The sequence below is a fragment of the Veillonella seminalis genome, assembly GCF_003992065.1.
GTDB lineage: Bacteria > Bacillota > Negativicutes > Veillonellales > Veillonellaceae > Veillonella_A > Veillonella_A seminalis.
This window is the reverse complement of sequence record NZ_RQUZ01000008.1, coordinates 1-13,883: the sequence shown is the minus strand read 5'-3', so window position 1 is coordinate 13,883 and position 13,883 is coordinate 1. Positions and strand designations below refer to the sequence as shown.

12 protein-coding genes are annotated in these 13,883 nt (G+C 37.3%); 9 read left to right on the top strand and 3 right to left on the bottom strand.

Annotated elements, in window-relative coordinates; translation table 11 throughout:
- Nucleotides 1–93 precede the first annotated feature (93 nt).
- Nucleotides 94–1,629, top strand: a complete 1,536-nt coding sequence (gene guaA, locus EO126_RS06320; protein WP_127008040.1) for a glutamine-hydrolyzing GMP synthase — start codon at nucleotides 94–96, stop codon at nucleotides 1,627–1,629.
- Between the two features lie 121 nt (nucleotides 1,630–1,750).
- On the opposite strand, the gene EO126_RS10820 is transcribed toward guaA, so the two are convergent.
- Both EO126_RS10820 and EO126_RS10815 read right to left on the bottom strand, forming a co-directional pair.
- Nucleotides 1,751–2,437 (bottom strand): HAD family hydrolase, encoded by a 687-nt coding sequence (locus tag EO126_RS10820; protein WP_127008038.1) that lies wholly within the window; start codon nucleotides 2,435–2,437, stop codon nucleotides 1,751–1,753.
- A 12-nt stretch (nucleotides 2,438–2,449) separates the two neighbouring features.
- Nucleotides 2,450–2,902: a haloacid dehalogenase-like hydrolase gene (locus tag EO126_RS10815; RefSeq protein ID WP_127008036.1), complete on the bottom strand. Its 453-nt coding sequence runs from the start codon at nucleotides 2,900–2,902 to the stop codon at nucleotides 2,450–2,452.
- 144 nt (nucleotides 2,903–3,046) lie between these two features.
- On the opposite strand from EO126_RS10815, the gene EO126_RS06305 reads away from it, so the two are divergent.
- The 5 genes from EO126_RS06305 to EO126_RS06285 all read left to right on the top strand — a co-directional run bounded on the left by EO126_RS06305 (nucleotide 3,047) and on the right by EO126_RS06285 (nucleotide 7,764).
- Nucleotides 3,047–4,114 carry an AAA family ATPase gene (locus EO126_RS06305; RefSeq protein WP_006555993.1) on the top strand — a complete coding sequence of 356 codons (1,068 nt, stop codon included), beginning with the start codon at nucleotides 3,047–3,049 and terminating at the stop codon, nucleotides 4,112–4,114.
- Nucleotides 4,107–6,341 (top strand): S8 family peptidase, encoded by a 2,235-nt coding sequence (locus EO126_RS06300; protein WP_127008034.1) that lies wholly within the window; start codon nucleotides 4,107–4,109, stop codon nucleotides 6,339–6,341. The genes EO126_RS06305 and EO126_RS06300 overlap by 8 nt, the downstream gene beginning before the upstream one ends.
- 65 nt (nucleotides 6,342–6,406) lie before the next feature.
- Complete coding sequence (locus tag EO126_RS06295; protein ID WP_127008032.1) at nucleotides 6,407–6,967, top strand: RNA 2'-phosphotransferase; 561 nt, start codon at nucleotides 6,407–6,409, stop codon at nucleotides 6,965–6,967.
- A 37-nt stretch (nucleotides 6,968–7,004) separates the two neighbouring features.
- Nucleotides 7,005–7,475 (top strand): 2-thiouracil desulfurase family protein, encoded by a 471-nt coding sequence (locus EO126_RS06290; protein WP_006555996.1) that lies wholly within the window; start codon nucleotides 7,005–7,007, stop codon nucleotides 7,473–7,475.
- Between the two features lie 64 nt (nucleotides 7,476–7,539).
- Nucleotides 7,540–7,764, top strand: coding sequence for a DNA alkylation repair protein (locus tag EO126_RS06285; protein ID WP_006555997.1), 225 nt, complete (start codon nucleotides 7,540–7,542; stop codon nucleotides 7,762–7,764).
- Between the two features lie 100 nt (nucleotides 7,765–7,864).
- On the opposite strand, the gene EO126_RS06280 is transcribed toward EO126_RS06285, so the two are convergent.
- Nucleotides 7,865–9,487, bottom strand: a complete 1,623-nt coding sequence (locus EO126_RS06280) for an L-lactate permease (RefSeq protein WP_006555998.1) — start codon at nucleotides 9,485–9,487, stop codon at nucleotides 7,865–7,867.
- A gap of 922 nt (nucleotides 9,488–10,409) precedes the next feature.
- Between EO126_RS06280 and dapF the strand changes: the two genes are divergently transcribed.
- From dapF to EO126_RS06265, 3 genes are all read left to right on the top strand, one after another.
- Nucleotides 10,410–11,240 (top strand): diaminopimelate epimerase, encoded by an 831-nt coding sequence (dapF, locus tag EO126_RS06275; RefSeq protein WP_006555999.1) that lies wholly within the window; start codon nucleotides 10,410–10,412, stop codon nucleotides 11,238–11,240.
- A gap of 29 nt (nucleotides 11,241–11,269) precedes the next feature.
- Nucleotides 11,270–13,003, top strand: coding sequence for a phosphoenolpyruvate--protein phosphotransferase (ptsP, locus tag EO126_RS06270; RefSeq protein WP_006556000.1), 1,734 nt, complete (start codon nucleotides 11,270–11,272; stop codon nucleotides 13,001–13,003).
- A 98-nt stretch (nucleotides 13,004–13,101) separates the two neighbouring features.
- Entirely contained in the window at nucleotides 13,102–13,362 is a 261-nt protein-coding gene (locus EO126_RS06265; protein WP_006556001.1) for an HPr family phosphocarrier protein, read from the top strand.
- Nucleotides 13,363–13,883: the final 521 nt, after the last annotated feature.

The window sequence follows — 13,883 nt, the reverse complement described above, 5'->3', positions numbered from 1 at the left end:
GAACTATTTAGATGTAGCTATGAATATGATTTTTGAAGTTTTTTTCAAAAAAGAGTAAGCATAGGCAGTACTCTTACATTAATGGAGGGCATGATGAACCAAAAAGAGCTTATTATCGTTGTCGATTTTGGCGGTCAGTATAATCAGTTGATTGCACGTCGCATTCGTGAAAACCACGTTTACTGTGAAGTGTATCCGTATGATAAAGCGGTTGCTAAAATCAAAGAATTGAACCCAATGGGTGTAATTTTCACAGGCGGTCCTAACAGCGTATACGAAGAAAAATCTCCTCGTATTGAAGCAGAAGTATTCGAATTGGGCACGCCGGTGCTCGGCCTTTGCTACGGCATGCAGCTCATGGCTCACACTTTGGGCGGTGAAGTTAAATCTGCTGATGCTCGTGAATTTGGTAAAACTCCGGTAAAAGTGAATACACAGTCTCCATTGTTCAAAGGTCTTAGTGAAGACGAAACTGTATGGATGAGCCATGTTGACTATGTAGCATCTGTGCCGGAAGGTTTTGAAATTGTCGGTCATACGGCTAACTGCCCGGTGGCGGCTATGCAGAACGTAGAACGCAAATTATACGCCATGCAATACCATCCGGAAGTGCTTCATAGCGAACACGGTAAGGAAATGATTCATAACTTCTTATTCGAAGTGTGCGGTTGCCATGGTGAATGGACGATGGCTAACTATGCTAAAACAGCAGTTGAAGAAATTCGCAAAACCGTTGGTGACGGCAAAGTATTATTGGCGTTATCCGGTGGTGTTGACAGCTCCGTTGCGGCAGCTCTTATTTCTAAAGCTGTAGGCAATCAGTTGACTTGTATCTTCGTTGACCATGGTTTGATGCGTAAAAACGAAGGTGACGAAGTTGAAGCGGCATTCAAAGATTCCGGCATGAACTTCATTCGTGTCGATGCATCTGACCGTTTCTTGGGTCGTTTGGCCGGCGTTGAAGAGCCGGAACAAAAACGTAAAATTATCGGGGAAGAATTCATTCGCGTATTTGAAGACGAAGGCCGTAAAATCGGCGCTGTTGACTTCTTGGCACAGGGGACTATCTATCCGGACGTTATTGAATCCGGTGCGGGTGATGCTGCTGTTATCAAGAGCCATCACAATGTAGGCGGTTTACCTGCAGTTGTTGACTTCAAAGGTCTTATCGAACCACTTCGCAACTTGTTCAAAGATGAAGTACGTGAACTCGGTTCCGAACTTGGTTTGGCCGATTACTTAGTATGGCGTCAGCCATTCCCAGGTCCAGGTCTTGCCATTCGTGTAATGGGCGAAATCACTCCTGAAAAACTCGACATCCTTCGTGATGCGGATGCGATTTTCCGTGAAGAAATTGCGAACGCTAAACTCAATCGTTCCATCAATCAGTACTTTGCCGTATTGACCGGTACGCGTACCGTTGGCGTTATGGGTGACTTCCGTACTTACGATTACACCTTGGCACTTCGCGGCGTAACCACCACTGACTTCATGACAGCTGACTGGGCACGAATTCCGTACGATGTGTTGGATAAAATTTCCGTTCGTATCATTAACGAAGTAAAACATATCAACCGTATCGTGTATGATATTACCTCTAAACCACCGGCTACGATTGAGTGGGAATAAGAGATAATAACTTTATAATTGATATCTGAATAGTGAATTTGGATATACTAAAACCCTCGGTTCTTGAACCGAGGGTTTTATGCTATGAAATTAAGATTTAGGCTTTTATTAAATCTATTATTTATTCAATAATTTTTTGACTTAAAATTTCTTTAATCTCATTTGCGGCTTGGGATGACATGTTATTGCAAATAGAGCTATAAAACCTATAAACATCATCATCTGTTAATATATAACGGATTTGATTATTGGATAAAGCAATATTTACGAGTTTTTCTTTTTCTGGGAGACTCCAAGAATGTATAGAAGTTAATTGCTCAATTAATTGATGAGTAGTTCGAAAGCTATTGCTTGCTTCTAATTTATCGATTAGATCTATTTTTTGCTGCTCTTCCTTACTCTGATTTTCTAAAATTGTATTTGTTTCATTTAGGCAGTCTAAATATTTCTGTTCTAAAATTTCATTTGCTGCAGTACGATGAATGATATCTTTTACTAATAGTTCGAGCGGTTTATCTTCGGAATAATCACCAGAAACGTAATATTTTATTCTATGTTCATTTAACATTTTATGAACTTTAGATTTATCTTGAGTAACTGGATTATAAACACCTATAGAGTGGCCGCCATTCATATTAACTAATTTCATGCAAGGAATATCTGTATCGCTATCGCCAATATATATCATATTTCTAAATGAAATTCGATATTCATGGGGCTCTAAGAATGAGTTAACATTGGGGTCATTGATGTCTAAACAATTTTTTTCAATTCTGAATAAAAATTGAGTTTTATTTGTATAATTCACGACTTGAGCAGGTCAAATGGCTTCACCTTTTTCGTTAAAGAGATAAGAACTAGCATAAACTTGTTTAAAATGATTGAATATAGAGGTGTCTTTAATCATTTCTTTTAATCCTGAAGAAATAATATAATGTTCAATTTTTATATTGTTATCTTTACCAAACTTTGTAATGCGATCAAACCATGTCTCAACACCTTTAAAAAACTTTATATTTTGAGCTGCTTCCATTAATGTTTTTTTGTTAAATACAATTTGTCCACGTGATTCATCTATCATTTTGTACATATAAGCCAGAATTTGGTCCATGTTATTATCTGTTGATAATTTATTTGACTCTTGCCAAAAGTGGGAAACGTCATGACCAACAGATTGAATAAAACCTTGTGATTGCATATCGTCTGGAGTTAAGGTTTTGTCAAAATCATAGCAAATTGCAATAATTGGAGTGGATGGATTGTCAGAACTCATAATGCCTCCTAAGGATTTATTAATAAAAATTAAACATTATAAAGTTGATATTATTTTAATACAATTGATTTAAAATAAAAAGTCCCAAAAAATATATTTTTGTCCCGAGATATGATACAATATAATAAGCTAGGAGGTAAAAAAATGAAAAAGCAAAATGTGTTAAATTTAATAAAATATCATGTTGAAAAGAACGAAAACGCTTTTAGAAATGAAGCAATTGCTATAGCTAGATATTTTGACAGTATTGGTGATTATCAATTAGCGGAATATATTATGGGATTAATAGCAACGGCGAATTTATATACCCCCCAAAGTAGTGATTATGAAAGTGATTTTTTTAAGCAGATAGATGTTAGGAGTCTAGAATCTCTTAATTTACCAAAAATTATTGCTGAAGATATAAAAGGAATTATAAATGCGATAAATCATAATGTTGGAATAAATAAATTTTTGTTTGAAGGATTTCCTGGAAGTGGAAAAACCGAAGCAGCAAAACATATAGCAAGGTTACTTGAGAGAAAGTTATTTATTGTAGATTTTGAAAACCTTATTGATAGTAAATTAGGGCAAACTAATAAAAATATTATTAGCTTGTTTCGAGAGATAAATACAATGCCTAATTCGAATAAAGCAGTAATACTTTTTGATGAAATAGATGTAATTGCACTGAATCGAGTTGACTCTAATGATATTAGAGAGATGGGGCGAGTTACGTCGATAATTCTAAGAGAATTAGATAGATTAACAGATTTAAATAAAGAGATAGTTATAATAGCAACTACTAATTTGTATAAAAATTTTGACAAAGCTTTGATACGTAGATTTGACGCAGTGATAGATTTTAATAGATATAGTCGAGAAGATTTAATTGAGGTTGCTGAATATTATTTCTCTTCGTTCATCAGGAACTTTAAAGGTATTTCAAAAGATATAAGATTATTTAAAAAGATATTAAAGGTGGCAGAGAAGTTACCTTATCCAGGGGATCTGAAGAATATAATTAAAACATCTCTTGCATTTAGTGATGTAGATGCTAGTTATGATTATTTAAAACGCTTATATAATAGTTTAATTGGTAATCTTGAAGAAAAAGACTTAAATCAACTGTACAAAGAAGGCTTTACAATTAGGGAGATAGAAAAACTAACGGGTGAATCAAAAAGTACTGTTGCAAGAAAGTTAAGTAGGGAGGAAGTACTTAATGAATAATGTATTAGAGTTAAAGGGAAATAGATTTATTCAAGCCCCAAGAACTGGAAGTCCCAGTGGCCCCGCTATGAATGGTAAAAAAATAGTTACGAGCTATCATTTAAAAAAATTACAAGAGCAAATCGAGCAAATTAAGAAATTCTGGCAAAATGAGAAAAAGATTTTTGATGGGGTTTTAATTAGTGTTTATTACAATAAAATTGTTGCAAAAAGCAATCGCATAAGTAGTTTATTAAAAGGCGAAGATTCCAATGCTGCTATTGTCGGTGCAAAATTTAATGCTGAGAAAAATAGGCATATCATTACGTATTTTTTAGCTATTAGTGATTTAGAGAAGAGTATTGAACGACTATCAAAGGCTAGTGATATTTTACATCAACAATTTTCAGGAGAGATAAGTAAGATTACTTTTGACAACAAGTCTATTATGGCTAAAGAAAAATTTTATAAATTATCTTTAAGTATGTCGCTTTTTAAAGGTATTATTGCAGATGCATCGTATATTGATTCTTTTGAAATTGAAAGTGCTTCGCCCGAATTAAAACAGAGCATTATAACACTTTATGATGTTAAAAAAGACGTTAAAGCTTTATTTCATGAGTTGGGAATAAATTTACTAAGTACGAGAATCTTAGATAATCAGACCGTATTTTTAGACGAAAATCAAATAGAACTATTATATGAAAAGGCTCCATACTTAGTTTCTATGGCTACAGTGGATTTAGCTAAGTTATCTCCCGATGATTTTATAAGTGAATATAAAAACAATACAGTTGTACTTCCAACACCAGCTTCTGAGCCGGTAGTTGGCGTAATAGATACCTTATTTGACGAGCACGTATATTTTAATGAATGGGTAGATTACCATGAAATGGTCTCCGATGATATACCAAAAACCTCAGATGATTATCGCCATGGTACAGCAGTATCATCTATTATTGTTGATGGACCAAGACTTAATCCGTGGTTAGATGATGGCTGTGGCAGATTCAGAGTGCGTCATTTTGGCGTTGCTGTAGGGGCAGAATTTTCTTCGTTTTCCATTATTAAACAAATAAAAAGTATTGTATTAGAAAACTTAGATATTAAAGTTTGGAATATCTCTTTAGGTAGTAATCAAGAGATTAATGATAATTTTATTTCTGCTGAAGCTGCAGCTCTAGATCAGATTCAATTTGAAAATGATGTGATTTTTGTAATTGCCGGAACAAATAAAGTTAGTGCCGAAATTGTTAAGATTGGCTCGCCCGCGGACTCCGTGAATAGTATGGTTGTTAATGCTGTTACAAAAAAAGGGCTATCAACTCAGTATTCACGGAGAGGTTTAGTATTGTCTTTTTTTGCTAAGCCGGATGTTAGTTATTATGGTGGCAGTGAGGAACAATATATTAATGTTTGTGAACCATTAGGAGAAGCAAATGTGGCTGGAACTTCCTATGCGGCCCCTTGGATTGCACGTAAGCTATCTTATTTGATAAATGTGTTGGGTTTAAATCGAGAAGTAGCAAAAGCTATGCTTATAGATGCAGCTCGTGGTTGGTCTGAGAAACCTAGTCCTGAAACAATTTCATTGTATGGACACGGGATTGTTCCCATTAAAATCAATGACATTGTTCAAACGCCCGAAGATGAAATTAAGTTTGTTGTCTCAGATATAAGTGAGAAATGGAACACTTATAACTATTTTTTCCCTGTGCCTATGAAAAATGATAAATACCCTTATATTGCGAGGGCAACAATGTGTTATTTCCCGATGTGTGATAGAACTCAAGGTGTTGATTATACTAATACAGAACTAAATCTTCATTTTGGAAGACTCGGTCCAAGTGATAAAGTTAAGGATATTCAGGGTGATAAGCAAAATTTGGATGACGTATTGGATGGTGAACAATTTTATCTTCTTGAAGGAGATGCTCGAAAGCTATTTAGAAAATGGGATAATGTAAAATATATTGCTGAAAGGGCAACTAAAAAATTAGTAGCCAAAAAATCGTATGAAAATAAGAATTGGGGAATGGAAGTGAAAACTAATAATCGCCTGAATCCCAAGGACGGTGTGGGTGTAAGGTTTGGGGTTGTGGTTACATTAAAAGAAATTAATGGAGTTAATAGAATTGATGAGTTCATTAAGAGTTGTACTTTAAATGGGTGGTTAGTTAATAGCATTGATATTGAACATAGAATTGATATTTATCAAAAGCTTAAAGAAGATATTGAGTTTCAATAGCTTTGAATGAAAGAGCCTGAAAATGTTTAATAATTAGAGTGTTATTTTTGAAAGAAGTGAATTCAATGCCTTATAATCATAATAACTCTCAACCGCTAAACTTAATGCGTATCAGTAAGCTTATAAGCTTGGTTCTACGGCACAAACCGGAAGAGATAGGCCTTACGCTTGATGAGCACGGCTGGGGAAACGTTGAAGAGTTGCTCACTAAGATGCAACCACGATATGATATAGATATGGCAACTCTCGAAGAAATAGTACGGACTAATAACAAGCAACGCTTTTCGTTTGATAAAACACATACCAAGATTCGTGCCAATCAAGGGCATTCGATTGAAGTAGATGTAGAGTTACAAGAAGCTGTACCACCGGAAATCTTATATCACGGTACCGGTGAAAAGTCCGTTGTAGCCATTGATGAAAAGGGTTTATTGCCAATGAATCGTTTGCATGTGCATTTATCGGGAGATGAAGAAACAGCTATAAGAGTCGGCAAACGTCATGGTAAGCTGGTCATTTACAAAGTAAAAAGCGGTGAAATGAGCCGTGATGGTTATATCTTTTATCTGTCCGTAAATAATGTGTGGCTAACTAAAGAAGTGCCGGTTAAGTATCTTGAGAGATGAATTTATCTGGAAGACGAGGATAAGTAAGGAGTTTATTATGCCTAAACGAATTCTGGTTAGTGCCTGCCTACTGGGAAAAAACTGTAAATACAATGGCGGTAATAATTTCAATCAAGCTCTGGCCGATTATATAGCTAAGCAAAAGGATTGTGATGCTGAGTTTGAAGTCATCTCCGTCTGTCCTGAAGTGTTGGGTGGCCTTTCAACGCCTCGCATTCCGGCGGAGATCGTTAATGGTAAAGTTACCAATAAGAACGGCGTATCAGTAGATAAGGAATTCCGCCTTGGCGCAGAGAAAGCGTTAGCTATAGCTAAAGAAAAGCAAGTGTCGTTGGCCATACTTCAATCTCGCAGCCCATCTTGCGGGTCCAAAGAGATCTATGATGGTACCTTTACAAAGACTTTAATTCCCGGTGAAGGTGTTTTTGCTAAACGTTTACGTGAAACGGGAATACGCGTGATTGATGCGGAAGATTTAGAGACTCTTTTGAAGACAGAGAAATTATAAACGAATATCTAGTTCTTTAATAGTAAGATATATAGGCAAGATTGAGCCTAAAGGAGGGGGAGCAATGGCAATAGATATAACGAAGGAACTTTTGGCACTGCAGGATTTGGAATATAAAGAATATACGGGAAAGGTTAACCCGGCAGTACCCCAGGATACGGTTATCGGTATACGAATTCCTAAACTTCGGCAGTTGGCTAAGAAGTTATTAAAAGAATCAAAACCGGAACAAAAGGCGTATTTAAAGACATTGCGAATTTCGGCAAAGAAAACTGTTGGGAAAAAGTAGAATAAGAAATACATAAAATATATACAAAAAGCCCTTGCTCCGGAATCCGAAACGAATCCTTGAAGCAAGGGCTTTATTTTAGTTATGACTTAGTTGCTAATTACAACAAGAAAGCCTGAATGTGTTCAATGAAGTTATGACCGAAGTAGGAGACAACGCCATTAGCCACGATGAAGATGATGAAGTATTTTAATACGGACACCATGATAACATTGGCTTTAATGCTTTCGCGCAACTGATTTGCTTTAGCATCGTCCACTTTGTTGCTTTCAATGTAAGCGTCTAACGCAGGCGCGACGGCACCGATAGCGATGGCCATACTCTGAGGGGAGAACATTTTACCAATACCGGCTGCACCGGAGTTGATAGCGGCCAACCAAAGTGGTAAGTCTTTGTATTCAGGAGCCAAGTCATGAGCAGCTGCCAATTGTAACGGCCCGAAGAGTACGTTGGCGTTTGTACCGGAACCTGTTAAGAAGGCACCGAGAGCACCAACGAGCGGTGCGAAGGCAGGATATAAGGAGCCTGTAGCTGCCACTAAGGCTTTCGCAATATCTGTCGTCATACCGGAGTATGTCATCAATTTAGCCGTAACTACTACGGAGATGATGGTTAAGTACGTAAATTTCAAGTTAGCGAATGTTTTACTCAATACGCCGAACATTTCACCAAAGCTGGATTTCTGAACGGAACCGCCGATGAAAGCTGCGATGAAGATCATGATACCAGGGGTAGCTACCCACATAAAGGTGTAAGGTTTAGCACCGGGACCTTGGTAAATAGGCACAGCCGTTTTAATGGTGGAAAGCGGGCCGTTGATAGCAGGTACCAATTTGGAAGTTAAAATTAAGAGAATTACGATTAAGATGAAAGGTAAAGCAGCAACGAAACCTTCTTTAGCACTTACAGTAGTTGTTGCTGTAGATTCAACTTTGTATTCAGGATCGTTAGTAGGCAAGAATTTAGCACCTAAGATGATAACGCCCATGATGATAACGGAAGAAACCATTACGGATAATTCAGGCCCGGCAGCCGCATTGATGATTAATTCAGGAATTGCTAATGCTAAACCGGATAATAAAGTAATGATGAAAACACCTTTTAATGCTTTGAAACCGCCACCGATGATACCAACAACGAAGAATGGAGCAATTACGTTAAGAATGAATAATTGCGAAGAAATGAAGGTACCGAGGTGAACCGGATCAAGGTTTGTTAAGGACGCCAACGTAGTTGTCGGAATCGCGATGGAACCGAATGTAGTCGGTACGGAGTTTGCTACGAGACAAGCCAAGATGGATTTGAGCGGGTCAAAACCTACGGCAACCATCATAGCAGCCGGAATAGCTACGGCAGTACCGAAACCGGCCATACCTTCCATGAATGCGCCGAAGCCCCAAGCCAATAACAAGGCTAAGATACGCATATCGGAGGTAACAGAAGATAACATCATTTTAATGGTTTCCATAGCTTTTGTATGAACCACTAAGTTGTAAGTGAAAATAGCAGCTGTAATAACAAGTAAAATAGGCCATACGGCAAGGGCTATACCTTCTAAGGCACCGGAGAACATGATTCCGGCGGCTTTTTCGAAGTAAGTAACAGCAAGAATAAAAGAGCCGATAGCGGCGATACCGCATGCTTTCCAAGCCGGCATTTTAAGAATGGCTAATGCGACGATTAACCATAAGATTGGCAGTAATGCTAAAAATGTTGTCAACATTGGTGCAATCATCCTTTCACGCTTAAACGCAGAGGGTAACTTACTTAAAGTAACGAATATGCTAAGTAATTTATTCGGTTTAGCGTATATATAAGGCTTTAGGCGTATATTATGAAATAAAATCCTAAATCACTTATATCTACAAATTAAAATAATAACGATTGATAAAAAAATTACTTAGTGTTGAAAACCTATCTTTTAAAGAATTGTGTCGTACAAAAACAATATAGTTAAAAACTTATACAGTTTACATACATTCATTTAAAACAAATTGATAGACTGTTGGGGGACCTCCTTTTTTACAAAATGATAAGAGTATAAACAATGGCAAGACACCTCGTAATATGTTTGTCATATTACGTAATAGTTGGGGACTAATCAGGTGATTTTCTTGTGATTGTGTACACTCTATAGAAAAGTTTGTCAGATTAGGATACTGACAGTATAGCATAGAAATCAAAGAATTGGAATACTGCACTATTCAGATTAGTTATAATGTATGTTTAATAATACCAAATGGGCATTGTAAATAGACTTTTTACAATTTATGATTTCTGCTATAAGACTTTCTAATATGACTTATTGTGAATTAATGTGATTTTTAATGATTGATTATGAGCGTTTTATATACTTCGTATGAGTCAAAGTGTGATATAATATAACACAAACAGAAGATTTTTCCTTAACTTATGATTTAAGATTGGTTTTAAGAATATTTTTAAAAAGATAATATATAGTAGAATGGCAAATGCAATATTATAGTAAAAATATAGTAAAGCGAAAATCTACAGCCGATATAAGTCGGTTGTAGGATATAACAATATTAAAGTATATAATTATATTGAAGAATCTAACTATATTAAGAAAATAGTAGTCAATAAAAGATGTATAGCAATACATGTAGTATATAGGAGACATAAGCATGAAAGTTACAAAAATGCATGGATTGGGTAATGACTTTGTGGTTATTACCGACCTTACCGGTGGTAATACTGATTACACGGACTTGGCAAAACGTCTTTGTCACCGTCAGACCGGCATTGGTGCTGATGGTTTGATGGTAGTCGTAGCTTCGGATGTAGCCGATACACGCATGCGTATTATTAATGCGGACGGCAGTGAAGCGGAAATGTGCGGTAACGGTATCCGTTGTTTTGCTAAATATGCGTATGAACGAGGGCTTGTAGCAAAGGAAACGTTTACCATTGAAACTTTAGCCGGCATTATGAAACCAACGTTGCATATCAAAAATGGCAAGGTTGAGCAAGTTACGGTAGATATGGGCAAACCAAGTTTTGCATCTAAGGATATTCCAATGGTTGCCGACTTACCGGAGGTTATGAACTTCCCAATTACGGTGGATGATGTCGAATATAAAGTCAGCTCTTTGCTTATGGGGGTGCCTCATACGGAAGTATTTGTGGATGACGTAACGAAGGTGCCGCTTTTGACCTTGGGACCGGCGATTGAAAAACACGAATTATTCCCTCAAGGAACGAATGTTAATTTTGTGCAAGTGGTGGATGACAGCCACATTAAAGTGCGGACATGGGAACGTGGAGCCGGTGCAACACTCGCTTGCGGTACAGGTTGTTGCGGCAGTGTAGTCATGGCTCATAAGAATGGATTTACCGGTCGTGAAGTAGACGTGGAAGTATATTTAGGGGTATTACACATTCGCTATGCTGATGACGGTACCGTATTTATGACGGGGCCGGCGGCTGAAGTGTTTGAAACTGACATTGAACTTTAAAGTGTAAAGAACTATTGCGGAGGAACGATATGGAGCAGGTAACACTCAAAGGGATTTCCGGAGCACGCGGCGTTGGCACCGGTACGGTTTATGTCTATAAACAAGAAACGATTGTAATTGAAAAGCGTGTCATTACGGCTGATGAAGCAGTAGCGGAAATCAGTGCTTTGGAAGCGGCGGTTCAATTGACAATCGATCAATTGAAAGCAATTGAAAATCACGCTCGTGAAACCATGGGGAAGGATGAAGCGGCGATTTTTGAAGCTCATGGCTTAATCGTACAAGATCCGGCGTTGAGCGACAGCATTAAAGGGCTGATTAAAGATGGTTTGAACTCGGCTGCAGCTGCTACGGAACAGACAATTAATACCTTTGCGGATATGTTCCTGGCTATGGAAGATCCGTATATGCGTGAACGTGGTGCCGATATTAAGGATATCGGGGATCGTTTAATGCGGAATCTGTTAGGCATGAGTCCGTGCGGTTTGTCTCATTTGACAGGCGAAGTGATTTTGGTTGCCGATGATTTGACTCCATCCGATACAGCAGCTTTAGATAAAAATATCGTTAAAGGTTTGGTTACGGCCAGTGGCGGTCCGACCAGCCATGCGGCTATCATGGCCCGTACTTTGGAAATTCCGGCTGTTATGGGCTTGGGAGATATTTCGAAGTTTGAAAGTGGTGAAAAAGCCGTTGTTAAGGGGACTGACGGTGAAGTGTTGCTTCATGTGAGTGATGCTGATTTTGAAAAATATGCCGCCGAAGCTAAAGCATATCGTGAACACCTTCAAGTTTTAAAAGAATCGGCTGCATTGCCGGCTGTAACCAAAGACGGTAAAGAGATTTTGCTGTTCGGTAATATAGGCAAGGCGGAAGATGCTTCTCATGCTTGTCATTTAGGGGCTGAAGGTATTGGTCTGTTCCGTACGGAATTCTTATATATGAAAAATGATGAGTTGCCATCGGAAGATATGCAGTTTGAAGTGTATAAAAAAGCGGTCGGACGTCTCGGTGGCCGGCCGGTAATTATCCGTACTATGGATATCGGCGGTGACAAAGAACTTAAATGCTTGCAATTGCCGAAAGAAATGAATCCGTTCCTCGGTTATCGTGCGATTCGTATCAGTCTTGACCGGACGGACATTTTCAAAACACAAATACGTGCGATTTTGCGTGCCAGTGCGTTCGGTGAGGCTCAGATTATGTATCCGATGATTGCGTCGGTAGAAGAAATCAAAGCGGCTAATGCTGTTGTTGAAACAGCTAAAGAAGAACTTCGTGCTGAAGGTATTGCCTTTAATGAAGATATTCAGATTGGTATTATGGTTGAAATTCCGGCGGTGGCCGTAGCAGCTGAATTGTTTACGCCGCATGTAGATTTTTTCAGTATTGGCACCAATGATTTATGCCAGTACACCTTAGCGGTGGATCGCATGAATGAAAATATCGGCCACTTGTATCAACCGTTACATCCGGCTGTATTGCGTCTCATTAAACATACAATTTGGGCCAGCCATGAGGCTAAACAAATTACCGGTATGTGTGGTGAGATGGCCGGTGATCCGGTGGCAGCCATGATTCTTTTAGGGCTTGGTCTCGATGAGTTCAGCATGAGTGCCTCGGCTATTCCGGTGGTTAAAAATATTGTTCGTTCTGTAACCATAGAAGAATGTAAAGCAGTCGCTGAAAAAGCACTTACTATGAGCACGGCCACCGAGATTGTGGCTTATGCCAAAACTGTGTTGGCTGAAAAAGGTCTATAAAAACATTGCTATAATGGCAAAATTTATTATAAGATATAAGGGAAGAAGGTTATTACTTTACTATCCCTGGTTAAATTAGCTGAAGGAAGGTATCCGATATGACTGAAAAAGTAGTAGTTATTACCAATGAATCCGGTTTACATGCGCGCCCTGCCACGCTTTTTACGCAATTGGCCGCTAAATTTTCGTCTAAGATCACGATTTCGTCTGGTGAAAAACAAGCTGATGCTAAATCCATTTTGACTGTGTTAACTTTAGGTGCTACTAAAGGCTCTGAAGTAGTGTTAAAAGCTGATGGTCCCGATGAAGCTGAAGCTGTTGAAAAATTAGCTGAATTCTTAACATCTCATCAAGATTAATTTTAAAATTCAAATATAATTTTTTTTGGAAAAAACAGAAGATTTTTTAATAACTATATATTCTTAATTAGTAAGACGCTGTTATAAAACAGCGTCTTTTTTTGTATGTTTTGAATTATGTAGCATATAAAATATTCGATTTATGAATTTTGAGTGATATTATATCGGTTATAAAAACGAAAGTTGCTAAAGTTGAAATGATTTTGAAAATGTGATGTCGACGCGGATACTGAGAATTATAAATATTTTAAATTTAGAATAAATATGCAATTATAAGTATGTTTACTAGATATTAATATTATAAAAATTAAGTCGTTTATCGATAAATGTGTACTTGAGAAGTGTTATTTTATAAATTCCGTTTAATAAGACAAGACATCACAATAATTATATAATATCAAACTTTAATTTATAAGGATTTTTGTGCGTATAACATGAAAAATGAAATTTTGACTTAAGAACATACAAAACTCTAATTGATAAAATATTGGATGTCTTTTTGTAGAGGACTTAGTTAAATT